This is a genomic window from Nocardiopsis sp. TSRI0078, from assembly GCF_001905145.1.
Lineage (GTDB): Bacteria > Actinomycetota > Actinomycetes > Streptosporangiales > Streptosporangiaceae > Nocardiopsis.
Genome location: NZ_LWLB01000023.1, coordinates 520,257 through 542,090, shown reverse-complemented (window position 1 = coordinate 542,090; position 21,834 = coordinate 520,257). Strand labels below are relative to the sequence as shown.

Annotated in this window: 14 protein-coding genes and 1 pseudogene; 8 read left to right on the top strand and 7 right to left on the bottom strand. The window is 71.9% G+C overall.

What is annotated here, in order from left to right; genetic code table 11:
* Positions 1-91: 91 nt before the first annotated feature.
* The 7 genes from A6A08_RS16640 to A6A08_RS16610 all read left to right on the top strand — a co-directional run bounded on the left by A6A08_RS16640 (position 92) and on the right by A6A08_RS16610 (position 9,676).
* The gene (locus tag A6A08_RS16640; RefSeq protein WP_073703496.1) at positions 92-1,267 is read left to right on the top strand and encodes an ROK family transcriptional regulator; all 1,176 of its coding nucleotides are present in this window, start codon (positions 92-94) and stop codon (positions 1,265-1,267) included.
* A gap of 433 nt (positions 1,268-1,700) precedes the next feature.
* Entirely contained in the window at positions 1,701-2,846 is a 1,146-nt protein-coding gene (locus tag A6A08_RS16635) for a substrate-binding domain-containing protein (protein WP_073703495.1), read from the top strand.
* An 84-nt stretch (positions 2,847-2,930) separates the two neighbouring features.
* Positions 2,931-3,728, top strand: a complete 798-nt coding sequence (locus A6A08_RS16630) for an ATP-binding cassette domain-containing protein (RefSeq protein WP_073703494.1) — start codon at positions 2,931-2,933, stop codon at positions 3,726-3,728.
* Positions 3,728-5,008 (top strand): sugar ABC transporter permease, encoded by a 1,281-nt coding sequence (locus tag A6A08_RS16625; RefSeq protein WP_073703493.1) that lies wholly within the window; start codon positions 3,728-3,730, stop codon positions 5,006-5,008. Before A6A08_RS16630 ends, A6A08_RS16625 begins: the two co-directional genes overlap by 1 nt.
* A 278-nt stretch (positions 5,009-5,286) precedes the next feature.
* On the top strand, positions 5,287-6,021 hold the full coding sequence (locus A6A08_RS16620; protein ID WP_242422687.1) for a sulfite exporter TauE/SafE family protein: 735 nt from the start codon (positions 5,287-5,289) through the stop codon (positions 6,019-6,021).
* 264 nt (positions 6,022-6,285) lie between these two features.
* Positions 6,286-8,208, top strand: a complete 1,923-nt coding sequence (gene dxs, locus A6A08_RS16615; RefSeq protein WP_073703491.1) for a 1-deoxy-D-xylulose-5-phosphate synthase — start codon at positions 6,286-6,288, stop codon at positions 8,206-8,208.
* A gap of 70 nt (positions 8,209-8,278) precedes the next feature.
* Entirely contained in the window at positions 8,279-9,676 is a 1,398-nt protein-coding gene (locus tag A6A08_RS16610; protein WP_073703490.1) for an FAD-dependent oxidoreductase, read from the top strand.
* Here A6A08_RS16610 and A6A08_RS28860 read toward each other — a convergent pair.
* Both A6A08_RS28860 and A6A08_RS16600 read right to left on the bottom strand, forming a co-directional pair.
* Entirely contained in the window at positions 9,669-10,658 is a 990-nt protein-coding gene (locus A6A08_RS28860) for a neutral zinc metallopeptidase (RefSeq protein WP_338013131.1), read from the bottom strand. The two genes, A6A08_RS16610 and A6A08_RS28860, sit on opposite strands and share 8 nt — an antisense overlap.
* 542 nt (positions 10,659-11,200) lie before the next feature.
* Entirely contained in the window at positions 11,201-11,983 is a 783-nt protein-coding gene (locus tag A6A08_RS16600) for a TetR/AcrR family transcriptional regulator (RefSeq protein ID WP_073703488.1), read from the bottom strand.
* 149 nt (positions 11,984-12,132) lie between these two features.
* Here A6A08_RS16600 and A6A08_RS16595 point away from each other — a divergent pair, with 149 nt between their 5' ends.
* Positions 12,133-14,364, top strand: a complete 2,232-nt coding sequence (locus A6A08_RS16595) for an MMPL family transporter (RefSeq protein ID WP_073703487.1) — start codon at positions 12,133-12,135, stop codon at positions 14,362-14,364.
* Between the two features lie 99 nt (positions 14,365-14,463).
* On the opposite strand, the pseudogene A6A08_RS16590 reads toward A6A08_RS16595, so the two are convergent.
* The 5 genes and pseudogenes from A6A08_RS16590 to A6A08_RS16570 all read right to left on the bottom strand — a co-directional run bounded on the left by A6A08_RS16590 (position 14,464) and on the right by A6A08_RS16570 (position 21,774).
* Positions 14,464-15,323 (bottom strand): annotated as a pseudogene (locus tag A6A08_RS16590) (hypothetical protein).
* A 141-nt stretch (positions 15,324-15,464) separates the two neighbouring features.
* A complete protein-coding gene (locus A6A08_RS16585) occupies positions 15,465-17,558 on the bottom strand; it encodes a 3-hydroxyacyl-CoA dehydrogenase NAD-binding domain-containing protein (protein ID WP_073703486.1) in 2,094 nt (697 codons plus the stop codon).
* Positions 17,555-18,754: an acetyl-CoA C-acyltransferase gene (locus A6A08_RS16580; RefSeq protein WP_073703485.1), complete on the bottom strand. Its 1,200-nt coding sequence runs from the start codon at positions 18,752-18,754 to the stop codon at positions 17,555-17,557. The genes A6A08_RS16585 and A6A08_RS16580 overlap by 4 nt, the downstream gene beginning before the upstream one ends.
* Positions 18,755-19,282: 528 nt before the next feature.
* Positions 19,283-20,323 carry a tetratricopeptide repeat protein gene (locus A6A08_RS16575; RefSeq protein WP_073703573.1) on the bottom strand — a complete coding sequence of 347 codons (1,041 nt, stop codon included), beginning with the start codon at positions 20,321-20,323 and terminating at the stop codon, positions 19,283-19,285.
* A gap of 200 nt (positions 20,324-20,523) precedes the next feature.
* Positions 20,524-21,774, bottom strand: a complete 1,251-nt coding sequence (locus tag A6A08_RS16570; RefSeq protein ID WP_073703484.1) for a ribonuclease D — start codon at positions 21,772-21,774, stop codon at positions 20,524-20,526.
* Positions 21,775-21,834 lie beyond the last annotated feature (60 nt).

The window sequence follows — 21,834 nt, the reverse complement described above, 5'->3', positions numbered from 1 at the left end:
GACGCGAAGTTTCGGCTTGCGTTCAATGCTTGTAGCATTCCTCGCAACGGTGCCGAAGCGCCGGGAGACCACCAAGGCAAAGGGGCAACTGGTGACCGAGGCCACCGCGACGCCGGGATCCCAGTCCGCCCTGCGCCAGGCGAACGAGCGGCGGGTCGTGGACGTGCTGCGCCGCGACGGGACGTGCACCCAGGCCGAACTGTCCCGGTCCACCGGCCTGTCCGCGGCCAGCGTCTCCAACATCGTCCGCGGCTTGCGCGCCGCCGGGACGGTCTCGGTGCGCGACACCTCCTCCAACGGCCGCCGGGCCAGGGCGGTCACGCTGCTGCGCCCGCCCGGCACCGTCGTGGCCGTCGACTTCACCGCCGCGTGCGTCCGCGTCGCGATCGGCGACAGCGACGGCAACATGCTGGCCCGCGAGGAGATCGACTACGACGTGGCCTCCGACGCCGAGCGCGGGATACGGCGCGCCGCCTGGCTGACCGAGACCACACTGCTCCGCTCGCGGATCGACCTGGGCACCGTGTCGTCGGTGGTGGTCTCCGTCCCCGGCCCGGTCGACCCGGCCACCGGCGAGGTCGGCGACATCTCCTGCGTGCCCCGCTGGGCGGGGTTCCGCCCGGCCGAGGCCCTGACCGAGCGGCTGGGGGTGGAGGCCCTGGCCGAGAACGACGCCAACCTCTCGGTCCTGGCCGAGCAGCACCAGGGCGCGGGCGTGGGGGCCGAACACGTGGTCCACCTGGTCATCAACGAGGGCGTGGGCGCGGGCATCATGATGTCCGGCCGGCTCTTCCGCGGCGCGGGAGGCACGGCCGGGGAGATCGGGCACATCGCCCTGGACCCGCGCGGACAGGTGTGCCGGTGCGGCAACCGGGGCTGCCTGGAGACCTTCGTGGGCGCGAACTACCTGCTGGACATGCTGCCGCAGGACAACGGTGCGGCCCGCGGCCCGGGGCCCGTCCGGGTCCCGGACATGGTGGCGGCGGCGCTGGAGGGCGACCCGGGCAGCCGGCGCATCATCGCCGAGGCGGGTACCGCGCTGGGCCAGGGCACCGCGATCATGGCGAACCTGTTCAACCCCGATCGGGTGATCGTGGGCGGGGAGCTGGCCGAGGCGGGGGAGCTGCTGCTGGACCCGATGCGCCGGGCGATGGAGCTGGGCTCGCTGGGAAGCGCCCTGGACCGGCTCGAACTGGTACCGAGCGCGCTGGGCCGGGACGCGGCCCTGTACGGCGCACTGCGCATGGCCGCGCTGCACGTGAACTGACCCGAGGGACGGGGCGGGCCCAGCCTCCCGTACCGCCGGGTCCCCGCGTTCTCGGTGGCGCGGACGTTCCCCGGCCCCTTTCGTGCCCGGCCCGTGGGCCCCTCCGGCCCGGATCGGGGCCCGGAGCGGATCCGTACGGTGTCCGGGCACCATGGGACGGTATCCGCGCATAAGCTGGCGGGCGGCGAACACCGAGGTCAGCGACGGGTCGCAACCGCGGTTCGGTAAAAAACCAGGTTCCCTTCACACAAGCTCACACGCGGGGATCCCCGCTGTGGCCTGGGTTTTCGTTCTGTTCACAGCGTGAACACAAGACTCGTGATGTTTCGGTTATGTGTTCAGGAGTTGACGGCAAGGTGGCGGCGGGGTTTGACTTCACTCCACCACTCGCGAGTTCCACCGTTCGCATCCCCCGTCATGAGAGGCACCCGCGTTGAACACACGACGCTTCACACCGCGCCGCACGGCCGCCGGCGGTTTCGCCGCCGCCGGAGCGGCTCTGGCACTCCTCGTCACCGGTTGCGGCTCGCTCACCACCTCCGGAGGCGAGGGTGAGCAGGAGACCCACACCGTCGAGGAGGGCTTCCAGGTCGGCCTCCTCCTGCCCGACCTCCACACGGCCCGCTACGAGGCCTTCGACCGCCCCTTCTTCGAGGCGGAGATGGCCGAGCTCTGCCCGAACTGCGAGGTGTCCTACGCCAACGCCGACGGGGACGTGGACGAGCAGCAGACCCAGGCCCAGGCCATGCTGACCGACGGCGTGGACGTGCTCGTCCTGGACGCCGTCGACGCCGCGGCCGCGGCCGGGACCGTCAACGAGGCCAAGTCGCAGGGCGTGCCGGTGCTCGCCTACGACCGCCTCGCCGAGGGCGGCGCCGACATGTACGTCTCCTTCGACAACCACCGCGTCGGCCAGGTCCAGGCCCAGTCCCTGCTGGAGGCCCTGGAGGCGGAGGGCACCACCGGTGAGGGCTCGATCGTCGTGATGCACGGTTCGCCCACCGACCCCAACGCCGCCAGCTTCAAGGCGGGCGCCATGGAGGTCTTCGAGGACCAGATCAAGGTCGGCCAGGAGTTCGACACCCCGGACTGGTCGCCGGACGAGGCCAACTCCCAGATGGAGGGCTCCATCACCTCCCTGGGCCTGGACGAGATCACCGGCGTCTACGCCGCCAACGACGGCATCGCCTCCGGTGTCATCTCCGCGCTGCGCAGCGCGGGCGTGAGCGTCGAGGACCTGCCCCCCGTGACCGGACAGGACGCCGAACTCGCCGGCATCCAGCGCATCATCGCCGGTGAGCAGTACATGACCGTCTACAAGGCCATCGAGCCCGAGGCCCAGATCGCGGCCGCCATGGCCGTGGGCCTGGCCACCGGCGAGGACCCCGAGCTGGGCGAGTACACGCTCACCGACGTCGAGGACGGCGGCGGCGAGACCGTCCCGTCGGTCCTGCTGGAGCCGATCGCGGTCACCGCGGAGAACGTCGGCGACACGGTCGTCTCGGACGGGATCTACAGCATCGAGGAGATCTGCACCGACGACTACGCCGACACCGACTTCTGCCAGGAAGCCCTCTAGGAACCGGTGCGACGGCCCGGCCCGGGCGGGCGGACACCACCTGTCCGCCCGCCCGGGCCGGGACGAGAGAAGAGAAGCGAACGCATGAGCACACCAGTCCTGGAACTGTCCGGGATCTCCAAGACCTTCGGCGCCGTCCGCGCCCTGAGCGACGTTGACTTCCACGTCGGTGAGGGTGAGGTCGTCGCCCTGCTCGGTGACAACGGCGCGGGCAAGTCCACCCTGGTCAAGGTGATCTCCGGGGCCCACCCCGCGGACAGCGGCGGGGTCATCACCTGGGACGGCAAGCCCGTCACCATCAGCGGGCCCTCCGACGCCCAGCGCCTGGGCATCGCCACCATCTACCAGGACCTCGCCCTGTGCGACAACCTGGACATCGTCGGCAACCTCTTCCTGGGCAACGAGAAGCTGCATTTCCCCGGCACCCTCGACGAGGTCGAGATGGAGAGCCGGGCCCGGGAACTGCTGGACTCCCTGTCCGTGCGCATCCCCAGCCTGCGCGTCCCGGTGGCCTCCCTCTCCGGCGGCCAGCGCCAGATCATCGCCATCGCCCGCTCCCTCCTGGGGCAGCCGCGCGTGGTGATGCTCGACGAGCCCACCGCGGCCCTGGGCGTCGCCCAGACCGCCCAGGTCCTCGACCTCATCGAGCGCCTGCGCGACAAGGGCCTGGGAGTGCTGCTGATCAGCCACAACATGGCCGACGTGCGCGCGGTCGCCGACCGCGCCGTGGTGCTGCGGCTGGGCCGCAACGCCGGGAACTTCCCCATCGCGGACACCAGCTACGAGGAGATCGTGGCCGCCATCACCGGTGCCGCCGACAACCCGGTCAGCCGCCGTTCCGAGCGCACCGGTGCCTCGGCCCTGGCCACGGAGGACAAGTGATGACCCAGCAGACCCCTGTCTCCAAGGCACCCGCGCAGGGCGGGGCCGAGTCGGCCGAGTCGAAGCGCGATCCGCGTCTGTTGGTCACGGCCGCCTCGCCCAAGGGGTGGATCGAGGCCCTCAAGCGCAATCTGCGCAGCGGTGAGCTGGGTCCGATTCCGGTGGTCATCGGCCTGGTCCTCATCGCCGTGGTCTTCCAGTCGGCCAACGACCGGTTCCTGTCGCCGCAGAACCTGTCCAACCTGACCGTGCAGATCGCCGCCATCGGCCTGATGACCACCGGCGTGATCATGGTCCTGCTCCTCGGTGAGATCGACCTGTCCATCGGCTCGGTCGCCGGTCTCGCCGCGGCGGTCCTGGGCGTCCTGGCCGTCAAGCAGGGCGTCAACGAGTGGGCCGCCATCGCCGCCGCCCTGGCGATCGGCCTCCTGGTGGGGCTGGTGCACGGCTTCGTCTTCGCGAAGCTGGGGGTGCCGGCCTTCGTGGTCACCCTCGCGGGCCTGCTGGGATGGCAGGGCCTGCACCTGTACCTGATGGGCGCCGACGGCACCATCAACACCAGCCCGAGCGGGCCGATCTCCCTGCTGACCCAGACCTTCTTCGTGCCGGCCGTGGGCTGGGGGATCGCGCTCCTGGCCGCGGTCCTGTACTTCGTCTCGGTGGCGACGGTGGAGCGGCGCCGCCACCAGGCGGGCCTGCCCTACAAGCCCCCGGTGGAGCTCCTCTTCAGGGCCGCCCTGCTGCTGCTGCCGCTCCTGGGCAGCGTGTGGGTGCTCAACCAGTACAAGGGCGTGCCGCTGGCCTTCCTGATCTTCGTGGGCTTCGTCGTCGTCCTCGACCTCGTCCTGCGCAAGACCCGCTACGGCCGCATGGTCTACGCCGTCGGCGGCAACGCCGAGGCCGCCCGGCGCGCCGGCATCAACGTGGACCTGATCCGCATCTCGGTGTTCGGCATCGCCTCCGCCCTCGCCGCCCTGGGCGGGATCATGCTGACCTCGCGCAACTTCGCCGCGAGCGTGTCCACCGGTGGCGGTGAGGAGCTGATGATGGCCATCGCGGCCGCGGTCATCGGCGGCACCAGCCTCTTCGGCGGACGCGGCAACGCCTACTCCGCCCTCCTGGGCGGCCTGGTCCTCGGCGCGATCACCTCCGGCCTGCTGCTGCTCCAGATGAACACCGCCGTCCGGTTCATGATCACCGCCGCGGTGCTGCTGATCGCGGTCATCCTGGACGCCTTCTCCCGCCGGGGTCGCAAGACCCACGCCAGGGGAGGCGCCTGACAGGCGGACACGGACCATCCCGGGGCGGCCGACGGTGCCTCACTCCCCACCGTCTCCGCCCGCTCCCACCCGGCCCGGCGCCCCGAGCGCCGGGCCGGGCCCTCGTCGTTCCCGGCCCCGTCCCGCCTCCGGATGGTCGTCCCACCTTCCTACCTCCCGATCCTGGTAGGGAAAGTCGGGGTGTAGCGTCGCGGGTCGTGCCTACGGAAACCACAGCCCTCCCCGCCCTCGTGTCCACCTCGAACCTCGCAGAACTCTTCTCCCCCACCGGCCACGGGATACTCAGCGGGGACGACCTGTGGACGTTCGTCGTCCTCGCCGCGCTCGCGGTCGTCACCGGCGCCGCCGTGCAGAGCACCGTCGGCCTCGGCCTCGGACTGGTCGCCGCGCCCGTCATCTCCCTCCTGGACCCCACCCTCATGCCCGGGGCGCTGCTCGTCGCCGTGATCATCCTCCCGGCGCTCACCCTCCTGCAGGAGTGGCGGCACGTGGACTGGCACGGCATCGCCTGGGGACTGCCCGCGCGCCTGCCCGGAACCGTCCTGGGCGTGTGGGTGGTCGCGGTCCTGGAGCCCCGGGCCCTGGCCGGAGCGGTCGGAGCCATGGTGCTCGTGGCCGTGGTCCTGTCGGTCTGGTCCCTGCGGGTGCGCATCACCCCGGCCTCGCTCGTGGCCGCCGGGACCCTGTCCGGCTTCGCCGGCACCGCCACCTCGGTCGGAGGCCCCCCGATGGCCCTGCTCTACCAGCACGAGGAGCCCGCCAGGGTCCGCGCCACCCTGGCCGCGTTCTTCCTCTGCGGCGGCGCGGTGTCCCTGGCCGCGCTGACCCTGGGCGGCCAGATGGACCTGCGGACCGCCGTCGTCGGGGCCTTGGCCATCCCCCTCGTCGGCGTGGGCTTCCTCGCCGGAAACGTGCTGCGCCGGCGGGTCAACGCCGCGTGGCTGCGCGTCGCCATGCTGTGCGTGGTGTCCGCCTCCGCGCTCGGCCTGCTGGGCCAGGCGGTGTTCGGCTGAGCCGCCCCGACCGGGACGAACCGCTTCGCGGACCGAGTAATGTACGCGAAAACCCGGGCGGAGTCCGGCGTGGTCCCGGCCGCCCGGCGGGTGGGCTCGCGGGGCGGCGGAACCGGTTCCCCACCCGCACGGGGCTGGGTAGGACCCGTGGACGTGCACCCATAAACTCGGGTATGTATACCTGCCGGTAGTCGGATCCGGCCCACGTCAGGGGCCGGGGCGGCAAACTCAACGGACACGCTGGACGAGGGGACTGACGAGACAGTGGCACTGTTCGAGTCGATACACAATCCGGAAGAGCTCAAGAGGCTCCCGGCCGACCAGCTCCCTGCGCTGGCACAGGAGATCCGGGGCTTCCTGGTCGACTCCTGCTCCCAGACCGGCGGGCACCTCGGTCCCAGCCTCGGTGTCGTGGAGCTGACCATCGCGCTGCACCGGGTCTTCGACTCGCCGAAGGACCCCATCCTCTTCGACACCGGCCACCAGGCCTACGTGCACAAGGTCCTCACCGGCCGCCACGACTTCACCAACCTCAAGTCCGAGGGCGGTCTGTCCGGCTACCCCTCGCGCGCAGAGTCCGAGCACGACTTCATCGAGAACTCCCACGCCTCCACGTCCCTGTCCTACGCCGACGGCATGGCCAGGGCCAACGAGGTGCGGGGCCTTCGGGACCGCACCGTGGTCGCGGTCATCGGCGACGGCGCGCTCACCGGCGGCATGGCCTGGGAGGCGCTCAACAACATCGCCGCGCGCAAGGACCGCCGCCTGGTCATCGTGGTCAACGACAACGGCCGCTCCTACTCGCCCACCATGGGCGGGATCGCCGACCACCTCGCCTCCCTGCGCATGGCCCCCGGGTACGAGCAGGCCCTGGACCTGGCCAAGACCACGCTCAACCGCACCCCCGTGGTCGGCCAGCCCCTCTACGAGGCGCTGCACGGCATCAAGAAGGGCCTCAAGGACGCCATCCAGCCCCAGATGATGTTCGAGGACCTGGGCCTGAAGTACCTCGGGCCCATCGACGGCCACGACGAGCAGGTCCTGGAGAAGGCACTGCGCCGCGCCCGCGACTTCGGCGGCCCGGTGATCGTGCACTGCCTCACCCAGAAGGGCAAGGGCTACGCTCCGGCCGAGAACCACGACGAGGACCAGTTCCACGCCCCCGGCCCCTTCGACGTGGCCACGGGCCAGGCCAAGCCCGGCCCCAAGGTCGTCAAGTGGACCTCCGTCTTCGCCGACACCATGGTGGAGATCGGCGCCGAGCGCCGGGACGTGGTGGGCATCACCGCCGCCATGCTCCACCCCACCGGCCTCAGCAAGTTCGCCGAGGCCTACCCCGACCGCATCTTCGACGTGGGCATCGCCGAACAGCACGCCGCCACCGCCGCCACCGGTATGGCCATGAACGGCCTGCACCCGGTGGTGGCCGTCTACGCCACGTTCCTCAACCGCTGTTTCGACCAGGTGCTCATGGACGCCGCCCTGCACCGCCAGGGCGTCACGTTCTGTCTGGACCGCGCCGGGGTCACCGGCAACGACGGTGCCAGCCACAACGGCATGTGGGACATGTCCATCCTCCAGGTGGTCCCCGGACTGCGCCTGGCCGCGCCCCGCGACGCCGAGCGCCTGCGCGCCCTGCTGCGCGAGGCCGTGGCCGTCGAGGACGCGCCCACCGTCGTGCGCTACCCCAAGGGCGCCGTCACCGAGCAGGTGGACGCGGTCGGCAAGGTCGGCTCCATGGACCTGCTGCGCCGCGCCGAGGACAGCGGACACTCCAAGGATCTGCTCATCGTGGGCGTGGGCACCATGGCCCAGGTCGCCTGCGAGGTCGCCGACCGGATGGCCGCCCAGGGCCTCGGCGTCACCGTCGTCGACCCCCTGTGGGTCAAGCCGCTGGACGAGGCCCTGGTCGGCGAGGCCGCCGAGCACAGCGTCGTGGCGGTCGTCGAGGACAACGGCCGTACCGGCGCCGTCGGCGACGCCGTGGCCCGCCTGCTGCGCGACAACGACGTGGACGTGCCGGTGCGCACGTTCGGTATCGAGCAGGAGTTCCTGGACCACGCCAAGCGTGACAGCATCCTGCGCGAGCAGGGCCTGACCCCCCAGGAACTGTCCCGCAGGCTCACCGAGACGGTCTCCCGCCGCACCGACGCGGCCGCCGACGAGCTGGCCGACGAGACCGCCTGACCCGTTCCCGGCCGCAGGCCGCCGCCCTTCCGGCAGCCCGGGGAGCGCCCCGGGCTGCCAGAATGGGCACATGACCTCTCCCGAACCTGAGCAGCAGCCCACCGAGGGCGCCGAACCGCTCCGCGTGGCCGTGATCGGTTCCGGCCCGGCCGGTGTCTACACCGCCGACGCCCTCACCAGGCAGCGCCGCGTGCCCGTCAGGGTCGACGTCATGGACCGCCTGCCCACCCCCTACGGGCTGGTGCGCTACGGCGTCGCACCCGACCACACCAAGATCAAGGGCGTGGCCCGGGCACTGCGCAGGATCCTGGAACACCCCGACGTGCGCTTCGTCGGCGGGATCGAGTTCGGCACCGACCTCACACGCGCCGACCTGGCCCGCACCCACCACGGCGTCGTCTACGCCACCGGCGCCGCCGTGGACCGCCGCATGGGCGTGCCGGGGGAGGACCTGCCCGGCAGCGTCGCGGCCACCGACTTCGTCAACTGGTACTGCGGCCACCCCGACACCGGCCTGGAACGGTTCGTCCTCGACGCGGAGGAGGTCGTCGTGGTCGGGGCGGGCAACGTCGCCCTGGACGTGGCCCGCATCCTCGCCAAGACCGCCGACGAGCTCCGCCACACCGATATCCCGCAGCCGGTCCTGGACGTGCTCGCCGCCAGCCGCGTGCGCGACGTGCACCTGCTGTCCCGACGGGGCCCGCTCCAGGCCAAGTTCACCGCGCCGGAGCTGCGCGACCTGCTCGCGCTGCCCGGAGCGGACGTGCTCGTGCGCGCCGACCAGGTGGACATCGACCCCACCGCCGTGGGCACGGGAGCCCCCGAGCTGCGCGAGGTCGCCCGTGCCGCGCGCACCAACCTCAGGCTCCTGCAGGAGCACGCGCGCCGCCGTCCCGAGGGGCGGCCCCGCACCGTCCACCTGCACTTCTGGGCCCGGCCCCAGGAGGTCCTCGGCACGGACCACGTGACCGGTGTGCGCGTGGAGGACACCCGTCTGGACGACGACGGGCGCCTGACGGGCACCGGCCGGACCACCGACCTGACCGCCGGGATGGTGCTGCGCTCGGTGGGGTACGCGGGCGTCCCGCTGTCCGGGGTGCCCTTCGACCCCGAGGGCCGCACCGTCCCCCAGGAGGCGGGCCGGGTCCTGGACGCCGACGGACGCGTGGTCCGGGGGGACTACGTCGCCGGGTGGATCAAGCGGGGAGCCACCGGGGTGATCGGCACCAACAAGTCCGATGCCGCCGGGACCGTCCGCTCCCTGCTGGAGGACGCCGAGGCGCTGCGCGGGGCGGCCCCGGACCTCGTGCCGCTGGAGACGGTGCTGGACGAGCACGGGGTCGCGCACAGCGACTACGAGGACTGGCTGCGCATCGACACCGCCGAGGCGGAGCAGGCCGCGGAGCTGGACCGGGGGGAGCGGGTCAAGCTCCACGGCTGGGAGGCCTACCGCAGGGTGCTCAGGTGACCTGGCCCGGCTCGGCGCCGTAGGTGTTGCAGCCGTCCATCGTCGGCTCCGACCAGCCCTGCTCCAGCCAGAACGCCCTGTTGCCGGCGCTGCCGTGCGTGTCGAGGTCGCCGCCGCTGTTGAAGTGGGCGTTGACGGCCTCCAGCGTCTCCTCGTCGGCACCGGTGATCCCGCGCAGGCCCACCCCGGCCATGCACTCGGCCTGGAGCTCGGTGCGGCGGAGCGTGTCCAGCTCGTCCTCCTCGCTTCCCGCGTTCCAGCGCAGGTCGTGCGAGATGGTGAGGATGCCGGTGACGTGCTGCACGTGGTGGCCGTACTCGTGCCCCATCAGGGCGAGCCAGACGTCCTCTCGGTGCCTCGCGGGGATCTGGGCGCCCATGTGGCGGACGTTGGGCAGCACGACGGTGATGCGGGCCAGGTCGCTCTCGTAGTAGGCGAGCGTGTAGCCCTCCGCGCCGTCGGCGTCGGGGGAGTCCTGGGTGACGGCGAACTCCAGGGGCTCCACGGACAGGCCCATCCCCTCCAGGGTGGGCGCCCACAGCTCGTCCAGGCAGACTCCGGAGGCGGTCGCGAACTCCTCCCAGGACTCGTCCGAATTCATGTCCAGCTCGGGGGTGCTGCAGTCGACCGGCTCGGGGGCGGACGCGCCGTAGAGGGGGTGGTCGACCAGGTCGACCTCCACCGCGTTGGGCCGCGCGTCCAGGCGCTCGTCGTAGCGGGCGGACAGGTCGGTACCGGTCGGCCGGGGCTCCTCGCGGGGGGTGGTGGCGACCATGAGGATGCTCGCGGCCAGCGCGACGAGGGCGATCACGGCGGCCGCGGACGAGCCGACCAGGACGCCCAGGCCGCGGCGGCGCGGCCGCGCCGCCGCGGGCGGCGGTCCCCACGGCTGGTTCGGCTGCTGCCACCCGGCGCCCGGGTACGCGCCGGGCCGGGCGGCGTGGGGCACGGGCGCCCCCGCCGCCTGCTGTGCGCCGTACACGCCAGGGGTGTTCTGCGGGACCGGGTGAGGGCAGGAGGAGGCAGGGGCGCCGGGGGAGTGGTGAGGGCCGGGCATCGCGGGGCCGGGGGGTCCGTAACCGGGCGTCCGGTGCTGCCCGTACGGACCGGCCTGGCCGTGGGGACCGGGCTGCCCGTACCGGCCGGTCTGCCCGTACGGACCGGGCCGGGGTGCCCGCTCCGGCCCGGGGGCCGGCGCCCCCTCCCAGCGCGGGGGCTGGGCCGGCTGCCGCGGGGGGAGGTCGCGCCGGGGTTCGGGGGGACGCTGGTCGTGCACCGGGCCGGCGGGGCCGCCTTCGCCGGTGCCCGGCGGCCCGCCGGGGCGGGCCTGTCCGGAGGGGGTGCCTTCGGGTCGGGCGTCTCCGGGGCCGGGCTGTTCGGGTCGGGGGTTCTCGCCACCGGACCGCTCGCCGCCGGGTCGGTTCTCCACGGGGTCCGTCCTCGCTATCGTGCCGCAGCACGCCGGGCTGGGCCGCATCCACCTGGGGCGAATCCGGCAAGAGTCACAGAACTCCAGTATGGGGCTTAATCCGGCGTGCTCATGGTAACCGGAGTACTACTTTCCGGTGTCCGGTAGCGCACTCCGAGGCCCGTCAGTATGTTCTGAAGCTCGGACTCGAAGAGCGGTTCCATGTCGCGCATCACGAAGTTCAGGTGCTCGAACACCTCCATGCACACCACCCCGTACAGCCGCACCCAGCACGTGCTGAGCACCATGATCGCCTCCACCGGGATGTGCGGAGCCGAGAAGCCGCAGGTATCGGCGAAGGCGCGCAGCTCACGGGCCAGTTCGGGCGTGATGCGGTCCCCGTCGGGCAGCGGGAAGCGCTCCTCGGCCAGCAGCCGGTCGAAGAGCGTGTAGAAGGTCGCGCCGAAGCGCCGTCCGGCCTCCAGCGCCGGTGTGACGTCGGTCTCGGGTGCCAGGCGCACGCGCGGGCCGAACATGGTGGCGAACTCGGCCCGGTGCGTGACGGCCCAGGACCGGAAGGCGCGCAGTGAGGTGAGGATGCGCAGGTCGGTGTCCTCGGAGGGCACGCTCGCGTCGGCGGCGGCCACCGCGGCGGCCAGCTCCCCGAACATGTCCGCGGTGATGAGCACCAGCAGTGAGTCGATGCCCGAGACGTAGCGGTACAGCCCCGGTGCGGTCATGCCCATCTCCCGGGCGATGGCGCGCAGGGACACCCCCGCGGCCCCGTGCTCGACCAGATGGCGGCGGGCGATCTCCTTGATCTCCACGAGTGTGGCCTCGCGCACACGCTCGCGGCGGCTCGGCTTCCCGGCGCCCCGGTCCAGCTGCGGTTTCGTCATCTGCTGCGGTACATCCCGTCTCTGGCGCCGGATCAGGGCGCCGTGGTCCTCGTCGGCGACATTGACATCGTAACGCCCGCACGCTTTAGTGAACACCGTTAGCAAACACCGTTAACGGACATGAAGTCTGTTTCCTGGAGGGGCGGCGTATGCCGACACACACGGGGCTTTTCGGGCGGCTCGGGCTGGGAACCCACCGCTTCCGTTGGGCGGTCCTGGCCGCCACCGCGCTCTTCGCCGTCTTCGCAGCCGTCTGGGGCTCGGGGGTCTTCTCCGACGTCAGCGAGAGCGGGTTCGAGGACCCCGACTCCGAGTCCTCGCGGGCCACCCGCGTCCTGGAGGAGGAACTGGGACACGACGACGTCGACATCGTCGCCGTCTACCGCAGCGACGAGCTGAGGGTGGACAACCCCACCTTCGCCGCGGCCGTCCAGCGCATCGCCGACGACATGCCCGAGGACGCCGTCGCGGACTTCGACCTCTACCTCGACGAGGAGCTCGGCGAGACCGAGCGCGGCATGCTCGTGGCCGAGGACATGCACGCCGTCTACATCCCCGTGACCCTCAGCGGGCAGACGCACGCCGAGCGCCTCCACCAGTACGAGGAGGTCGCCGCGCACCTGGACTCCAGCAACCTGGAGGTCCACCTGGGCGGCCCGATCGCGGTCGAGCACGAGCTGTCGGAGACCGCCGAGAGCGACGTCGTCCGCGCCGAGCTCATCACCCTGCCGATCCTGCTGGTCCTGCTGGTCCTGATCTTCGGCGGAGTGGTCGCGGGCCTGGTCCCTCTCGCCGTGGGCGGCCTGGCCATCCTCGGATCGCTGACCCTCCTGCGCCTGCTGACCCACGTCACCGACGTGTCGGTGTTCGCGATCAACGTCTCCACCATCCTGGGCCTGGGGCTGGCGATCGACTACGGACTGTTCATGGTCAGCCGCTTCCGCGAGGAGCTGGGCCGGGGCCGCGGCCTCGCCGCCGCGGTGAGCCGCACCGTCGACACCGCCGGGCGCACCGTGGCCTTCTCCGGCGTCACCGTCGGCATCGCCTTCGCGGGGCTGCTCTTCTTCCCCCAGCCCATCCTCAAGTCGATCGGCTGGGGCGGTATCGCCGTCGTGCTGTTCGACCTGCTGGCCGCGCTGGTCTTCCTGCCGGCGCTCATGTCCGTGGTCGGCCACCGGATCGACCGCCTCAGGCTGCCCCTGCCGCTGCCCCGCCGCACCGTCACCGGCACCGTGCACGAGAACGCCGGGTTCTGGTGGCGCCTGGCCCGCACCGTCATGCGCGGCCCCGCCGTGTCCCTGGTCGCGGTCGGCGGCGTCCTGCTGGTCTTCAGCTCCGGCCTGGCCTCCACCGAGCTCGGCTCCACCGACCAGCGCTACCTCCCCTCCGACGCCGGGACCCGGATCGCGTCCGAGTCCCTGTCCGAGGACTTCCCCGCCGGAGGCCTGGGCCGACTCAACGTCGCCGTGCTCGGCGACACCGCCGACGAGGACCTGGAGGAGTACGCCGAACGCCTGGGCGACCTGCCCGAGGCCTCCCTCGCCCGCGTCGAGCGCACCGGCGACGGCGTCGCCCACGTCGTGGTCGCCTACCAGGGCGCCTCCGACTCCCCGGAGGTCGCCCGGCTGGTGGACGACGTGCGCGGCGAACCGCTCCCCGAGGGAGCGCGGGAGAGCCTGGTCGGCGGTGTGGCCGCCATGCAGCAGGACAACGTGGCGGCGATCGTCGACGCGGCGCCCATGACCGTGGGCTTCATCGCCGGGGCGACCCTGCTCCTGCTCTTCCTCGCCTTCGGGTCGGTGGTCCTGCCGGTCAAGGCCGTCCTCATGGGCGCGCTCTCCCTGGGCTCCTCCCTGGGAGTGGTGGTCTGGGGGTTCCAGGAGGGCGGCCTGGCCGGACCGCTCGGCTTCGACGCCGTGGGCACCATCGATCCCACCTACCTGGTGCTGATCACCATCGTGGCCTTCGGACTGGCGATGGACTACGAGCTGTTCCTGCTCAGCCGCGTGCGCGAGGAGTACCTGCGCACCGGGGACAACACCCGCTCGGTGGCCGCGGGGCTCCAGCACACGGGCCAGATCATCACCAGCGCGGCGATCCTGCTGATGGTCGTGCTCCTGGCGATGGGCACCTCGGGCCTGCTCTTCCTGAAGATCATCGGGATCGGCCTGGCCATCGCGGTGCTCGTGGACGCCACCCTGGTCCGCGCGGTGATGGTGCCCGCCACGATGCGCCTGCTCGGCGGTGCCAACTGGTGGCTGCCGCGCCCGCTGCGCTGGCTGCACGACCGGATCGGCATCTTCGAGGGCGGGGACCCCGACGAGGCCCCCGAGGCCGTGCGCGAGGCGGGGGAGAGGCCGCGGGTGCACGTGGGCGTGTGACCCGCTCCTCGGGCCGGGGCGTGCTGTGACGACTCCCGCCCGGCACACGGCGAACGGGCCCGGCGTCCTCGTGGACGCCGGGCCCGCCGCGGGCTCGGGTCACTCGGCGAAAAGTTCGTCGATGTGGTTGATGGTGGCGGCCCGTCGGACCCAGAGGCCGAGCTGGTCGAGGTCGCGACATTCGCTGATGCGCCTGCGCGCCTCCTCGGGTACGTCGACACCGCATGCGTTCAGGAAGAGTAGGACGTCCTCGGCCCGCCCCTCGGCCTTGAGGCTCTCGGTCCAGGCACTGCTGTACTCGTACGTGTCCGTCATCATCAGCTCCTCCGGAGCCGCCTGTCCCTCGGTCTTCGCCAGCAGGTTCAACGTGAATCCAATGTACTTCGTGGCCCTTTCCCGGTCGATCAGGTCCAGGCCGGTGTGCAGGGCTTTCAGTACATCCATGTCCTGACCGCCGTGCGCGGCGGCGGACAGCACGCCCAGGGACGGGCACCGTTTCACCTCCTCCGGGTCGGTGACGACCGGGATCCCGGACGGACCCACCACCAGGGGGCGCAGGACGAAGCCGGGGTGGCCGAGGCGGATCGGCTCGGCGTACCAGTCGGCCACGGACTGTGGGGGCAGATGGTCAGCGGGACGACCGGGCACTCGTGCTTCGACCGCAGGGCGGCGACATACTCGGGCCAGGTGAAGCGCTTGCGCTCCTTCTCGTCGCGTTGGACCTCCACGACGATGCCCATCAGCTTGTCGGGGGGACCGTCCCCGCCAGGACCGCGCAGCATGATCGCGACGTCCGACCGACGCTCGACGGGATCGACATGGCCGAGGTCGCACGAGGTGACCTCGCTCCGGTCGTGATCCGGTACGTCCACTCCGAGGCCGCGCAGGAAGCCGACGGCCGTGTCGGGCGCGTCGGCGAACAGTTCGGCGTAGATCTGGTGTTCAGCGGATATGGCCACGAGCCAGACGTTACACAGGGCTACTGTCAGGTATGTACGCTTAGTAATTATGTGGGGGTTTTTCGTGTTCGTGGCGGTCGAACAGCGAAAACGGGCCCGGCGTCCTCATGGACGCCGGGCCCGCCGCGGGCTCGGGGAGGGCTAGAACGCCTTCGGGTCGCCCTCGTGGAACCGCTTGCCGTTCACGGCCTCGGACACCCCGACCTTGTCCAGGTACGGGGTGATGCCGCCGGTGTGGAACGGCCAGCCCGCACCGGTGATCAGGCACAGGTCGATGTCGGCGGCCTCGGCCACCACGCCCTCGTCCAGCATGATCTGGACCTCCCGGGCGAGCGCGCGCAGCGCCCGGTCCAGGATCTCGCTCTCCTCGGACGGGCTGTCGCCGCCGCTGAGGAGCTTCTTCACCTCGGGGTCGATCGTGAGGTCCGGGGCGAAGACCTCCGTCTTGCCGGCCTTCACGATCTCGGCCAGCTCGGCGGAGACCGCGAAGCGCTCCGGGAACGCCTCGTGCAGTGTCTCGGACACGTGCAGCGCGACCGCCGGACCCACCAGCTGCAGCAGCATCAGCGGCGACATCGGCAGGCCCAGGGGGGCCACCGCGCGGTCGGCCACCTCGGGCTCGGTGCCCTCGCCGACGGCACCCAGGACCTCGCCCATGAACAGGGTGAGCAGGCGGTTGACCACGAACGCCGGGGCGTCCTTGCACAGCACCGCGGTCTTCTTCAGCTTCTTGGCGGTGGCGAAGGCCGTGGCCAGGGCCGCGTCGTCGGTCCTCTCACCGCGGACGATCTCCAGCAGCGGCAGGACCGCGACCGGGTTGAAGAAGTGGAAGCCCACGACCCGCTCGGGGTGCTTCAGCTCGGAGGCCATCTCGGTGATCGACAGGGAGGAGGTGTTGGTCGCCAGGACCGCCTCGGGGGAGACCACGGCCTCCACCTCGGCGAACACCTGCTTCTTGACCTCCATCTTCTCGAACACGGCCTCGATGACGAAGTCGGCGTCGGAGAAGGCGTCCTTGGTCAGCGAACCGCTCACCAGGGACTTGAGGTGGTTGGCCTTGTCGCCGTTGATGCGGCCCTTGCCCAGGAGCTTGTCGACCTCGCCGTGCACGTAGGCCACGCCCTTGTCCAGGCGCTCCTGGTCCAGGTCGGTCATGACGACCGGCACGTCCAGGCGGCGGGCGAACAGCAGCGCCAGCTGGCCGGCCATCAGGCCGGCGCCGACGACGCCGACCTTGGTGACCTTGCGGGCCAGCGACTTGTCCGGGGCGCCCGCCGGGCGCTTGGCGCGCTTTTGCACCAGGTCGAACGCGTACAGGCCCGCCTTGAGCTCGTCGCTCATGATCAGGTCGGCCAGGGCGTCGTCCTCGGCGGCGAAGCCCTCGTCACGCGTGCGGTTCCTGGCCTCGGCGACCAGCTCGACCGCGCGGACCGGAGCGGGGGCGGCGCCGTGCAGCTTGCCCTCGACGGTGAAGCGGGCCATGTTGACCGCGTTGTCCCAGGCCTCGCCCTTGTCGATCTCGGGGCGCTCGACCACGACGTCGCCCTTGACGACCTTGGCGGCCCAGCGCAGCGACTCCTCCACGAAGTCGGCGGGCTCGAACATCGCGTCGGCGATGCCCAGCTCGAAGGCCTGCTTGCCCTTGAGCATCTTGTTCTGGGCGAGCGGGTTGTCGACGATGACCTTGAGGGCCTTCTCGGCGCCGACCAGGTTCGGCAGCAGGTAGGTGCCGCCCCAGCCGGGGACCAGGCCCAGGAAGGCCTCGGGCAGCGCGACCGCGGGCACGCCCGAGGAGATGGTGCGGTAGGTGCAGTGCAGCGCCACCTCCACGCCGCCGCCCATGGCCGCGCCGTTGACCAGCGCGAAGGTCGGCACGTCCAGCTCGCCGAGCTTGCGGAACACGTCGTGGCCCAGCTTGCCGATGGCGTGCGCCTGCTCGCGGCTTTGGATCGCGGGGACACCGGTCAGGTCCGCGCCCACGGCGAAGATGAACGGCTTGCCGGTGACGGCCACGGCCACGATGTCGGTGCGCGCCCTGGCGGCCTCGATCGCCGCGTCCAGGCTCAGCAGCCCGCTGGGGCCGAAGGTGTTGGGCTTGGTGTGGTCGTGCCCGTTGTCCAGCGTGATCAGGACCGCGGTGCCCGCGCCGTAGGGGAGTTCGACGTCACGGGAGAGCGCCTTGGTGACGACCTCGTCGCTGAACAGTTCTCGTGCTTGTTCGATCGCGGTGCTCACTTGCCCCCCTCGTAGTTGGTGTTCTCCCACAGGACGGTTCCGCCCATGCCCATGCCCACGCACATGGTGGTCAGGCCGTAGCGGACGTCGGGGCGCTCGGCGAACTGGCGCGCGAGCTGCATCATCAGGCGCACGCCCGAGGAGGCCAGCGGGTGGCCCATGGCGATGGCGCCGCCCCACTGGTTGACGCGGGCGTCGTCGTCGGCGAGGCCGAAGTGCTCCAGGAAGGCCAGCACCTGCACGGCGAAGGCCTCGTTGATCTCGATGAGGCCGATCTCGTCCATCGAGATGCCCTGGCGGGCGAACAGCTTCTCGGTGGCGGGGACCGGGCCCACGCCCATGACCTCGGGGTCCACGCCGGCGAAGGAGAAGTCCACCAGGCGCATCCTGGCGTCCAGCCCCAGCTCCTGGGTCACGTCCTCGGCGGCCAGGAGGGCGCCGGTGGCGCCGTCGTTGAGGCCGGCGGCGTTGCCGGGCGTCACGTTGCCGTGCGCGCGGAACGGGGTCTTCAGGGAGGCCAGCGACTCCATGGTGGTGCCCGGCCGCGGCGGCTCGTCCCGGGTGGCCAGGCCGTAGCCCTGCTCCAGGGAGCGGACCAGGACCTCGACCAGGTCCTCCTGGATCTTGCCGTCGGCGTAGGCCTTGGCGACCTTCTCCTGGCTGCGCACCGCGTAGGCGTCGGCGCGCTCCTTGGTGATGCTCGGGAACCGGTCGTGCAGGTTCTCGGCGGTGTTGCCCATGACCAGCGCGGACGGGTCCACGAGCTTCTCGGAGAGGAAGCGCGGGTTGGGGTCGACGCCCTCGCCCATGGGGTGGCGGCCCATGTGCTCGACACCGCCCGCGATGACCACGTCGTAGGCACCGAAGGAGATGCCGGCGCCGGAGGTGGTGACGGCCGTGAGCGCACCGGCGCACATGCGGTCGATGGCGTAGCCGGGGACGCTGCTCGGCAACCCGGCGAGGATCGCGGCGCTGCGCCCGATCGTCAGGCCCTGGTCGCCGATCTGGGTGGTGGCGGCGATGGCGACCTCGTCGACGCGCTCGGCGGGCAGGCCCGGGTTGCGGCGCATCAGTTCGCGGATCACGCGTACGACGAGGTCGTCGGCGCGTGTCTCGGCGTAGAGACCCTTGCCAGACTTGCCGAACGGGGTGCGGACCCCGTCGACAAACACGACATCGCGGGCAGTTCGCGGCACGATTGCCCTCCTTCTCCAAGGGGTGGGTGGACTGTTCCACCCATGCTACTCGTCAGTAACAACTTGTGCGAGTAGCCCGGTCCGGCAAGTTCGGCCGATGCGGCGCACCAGGGACGGTCCGCGACCCCCGTCGGTGGTCCCCGCGGTCGGCGCACGGTCGGCTCGGCGCGGACTCCGTGCGGACGACCACATCCCGGGTGGCACGTGGCGGGGGAGCGGACAGCCAGGACACGGGCCCCGCCCGGCGATGCCCCGGGCCGCGCCCAGGGCGCCTTCGCGCCGATTGTGGGAGCACGTCCGGCTCCGCCGGCGCGTGCTCCTTCGGGGAGGAGCGCTCACCTTCCCGGGCGGCGTCACCGGCCTGGCCCGCCCCCTCATGGCCGGGTACGTCATCGACGCCCTCACCGCCGGACGTCCTCCCACCGCCGGACCCGGGGCACACCCTGACACACCGCGGCGCACCCCCCGCACACGCCTCGGGGCCGGGGGTTGGCACCCCCGGCCCCGAGCAACGGTTCCGCTCACGCCCTACAGCAGGGCCTTGGCCTCGCGGTGGCGGCCGGCGGCGTTGTAGGCGCCGGCCAGGTCGCGGCGCAGCCGCAGGGTCAGCCGCCGCACCTCCGGGTCGCCGGAGGAGTTCAGCGCCACACGGTAGGCGTCGCGCAGCACCTCCACCGCCTCGTCGGGGCGGCCCGCCTGGGTGTAGGCGCGGCCCAACCGGTGGTGCACCGTCAGGGTGTCCAGGTGGCCCTTGCCCATCCGGCGCCGCCGTCCGGCCAGCACCATCCGCAGCTGCGTGATCGCCTCGTCGTACCGCCCGGACATGTTCTGCGCGGCGCTCAGGCCCAGCCGCAGCTCCTCGCGGCGCTCGGTCGAGGACACGTCCTCGATGGCCCGCTCGTAGTGCGCCACGGCCGCGTCCAGGCGCCCGCTGCGCCGGTAGCAGACCGCCAGGCGCATGCGCGCCTCCACCGTGTCCTCGTCGGAGGGGCCGAACTGGCGCTCGCGCTCGCGCAGCAGCAGCTCCCACTGCCCGGAGGCGTCCGCGGGCCGACCGGCGTCCTCGTAGGCCCAGGCCAGGTTCTCGCGGATGATCTCGGTGCGCGGGTGCTCGTCACCGAAGACCTCCACCGCCTCGGCCAGCGCCAGCTCGAACTGCTGCACGGCCGCCTGGCGGCGCCCCATCTGCGCGTACTTGGTCGCCAGGTTGTTGCGTGCGGTGATCGTGTCCGGGTGCTCGGTGCCCAGCCGCTCCACCAGGGACCGCAGCGTCCGCTCCAGGGAGGCGGCACGCATCCCGGCCGTGGGGGCGGGCGTGGGCGCCCCGTCCGCCTCGGCGACCCGCGTCCTCGCGGTCGACGCCTCGGCGGCCGACGACTCCCCCCGTTCCTCGGGCAGGGACAGCGGCTCGGTGGGCGCGCCGCCCACCGGTGCCGGGCTCGGCACGGGCACCGTGGCCGACTGTTCCACGGGGTGCTCCTCGCGCGTGGGCGCGGCGGTATCGGCCGAACGGGTCTTGGACGCACCCTTCAGCCCGGTCTCGCGCAGCAACGCACGCCAGAACGTCAGCACACTCACCACTTTTCCCCTGCTCGCGCACCGCGGCTTGTGGCCTGCGGCATAACTCCCGTTGGACAAGGCCTTGGTACTCCCAAGGCACGTTTCTATAACTTAATCGGACATGGGGCTACGGAACAGGCACCAAACGCCCTTGGGGGGTGGTGACTTCGGTCACCCTTGGATTCGTCGGGTGAGAGGAGGGTAAAAGGCTACGCCTTCTCGGCTTCGAGCAGCGCTGTGGCCAGGGGTTGCGCGGTCAGTCCGATCTGCCACTCGCGGGCCCCGCGCTCGCGCAGGAAACGTCCCACGGTGTCGGGGTCCACGGTCTGCGGCGGTGCCCACGCCAGGCGGCGCACGGTGTCCGGCAGCAGCAGGTTCTCGGTCGGCATCACGACGTCCTCGGCGATCCCCGTGACCGTGGCCCGGACCGACTCCAGCCGGCTCGCCGCCTCCGGAGCCCGGTCCGCCCACCGGTTCACCGGTGGCGGCCCGTCGCCCGGGGCGTTGGGCCGGGGCAGATCGGTCTGCGCCATGTCGCGGGCCCGGTTGACCGCCTTGATCCACGTGGTCAGGTAGCGCCGCGCCAGCTTGATCCCGAACTGCCGGATGTCGGCCAGCTCCGCCGTGGTGCGCGGCATGGTCGTCGCCGCCTCCACGATCGCCGCGTCCGGCAGGACACGCCCGGGCGAGATGTCACGCTCCTGGGCGATGCGGTCGCGTTCGTACCACAGCTCGCGTACGGCGGCCAGGGCGCGCTGGTTGCGCACGCGGTGGATGCCCGAGGTGCGCCGCCAGGGGTCGGGACGCGGTTCCTTGGGCGGGGCGGCCAGGACCGCGGCGAACTCCTCGCGGGCCCACCCCAGCTTCCCGGCCTCCTCCAGCTCGGCCTCCAGGGCGTTGCGCAGCTCGATGAGGATCTCCACGTCCAGCGCCGCGTACCGCAGCCAGTCCTCCGGCAGCGGGCGCTGCGACCAGTCCACGGCCGAGTGCTCCTTGGCCAGCCGCACGTGCAGTATCCGCTCCACCATGAAGCCCAGCCCGACCCTCTGGTAGCCCAGCAGCCGCCCGGCCAGCTCGGTGTCGAACAGGGTCCGGGGACGCAGGTTGACCTCGGTCAGACAGGGCAGGTCCTGGTGCGCGGCGTGCAGCACCACCTCGGCGTCGCCGACGGCGTCGCCCAGCGTGCCCAGGTCGGGGCAGGCGATGGGATCGATCAGCGCCGACCCCGCCCCCTCGCGGCGCAGCTGTACCAGGTACGCACGCTGTCCGTACCGGTAGCCGGAGGCCCGCTCGGCGTCCACCGCCACGGGGCCGGTCCCGGCGGAGACCGCGGCGACCACGCCGGCCAGCGCGTCGGCGTCGGAGGTGACCTCGGGCAGGCCCTCGCGCGGTTCCCGGAGCAGGGGCGCCCTCTCAGCGTCGTCGTTGCCTGGTTCGCGGGGTTCTGTCTTGGAGTTCAACGCGTTCGCCACACCACTACGGTATGCGCTGTCGCCACCGGACGCGGATCCGGGCCGTCC

Excerpts from the sequence above, each read along its gene's own strand:
- A6A08_RS16630 (WP_073703494.1), top strand. The coding sequence starts at position 2,931 with ATGAGCACACCAGTCCTGGAACTGTCCGGGATCTCCAAGACCTTCGGC.
- A6A08_RS16625 (WP_073703493.1), top strand. The coding sequence starts at position 3,728 with ATGACCCAGCAGACCCCTGTCTCCAAGGCACCCGCGCAGGGCGGGGCC.
- A6A08_RS16610 (WP_073703490.1), top strand. The coding sequence starts at position 8,279 with ATGACCTCTCCCGAACCTGAGCAGCAGCCCACCGAGGGCGCCGAACCG.
- A6A08_RS16600 (WP_073703488.1), bottom strand. The coding sequence starts at position 11,983 with ATGACGAAACCGCAGCTGGACCGGGGCGCCGGGAAGCCGAGCCGCCGC.
- A6A08_RS16595 (WP_073703487.1), top strand. The coding sequence starts at position 12,133 with ATGCCGACACACACGGGGCTTTTCGGGCGGCTCGGGCTGGGAACCCAC.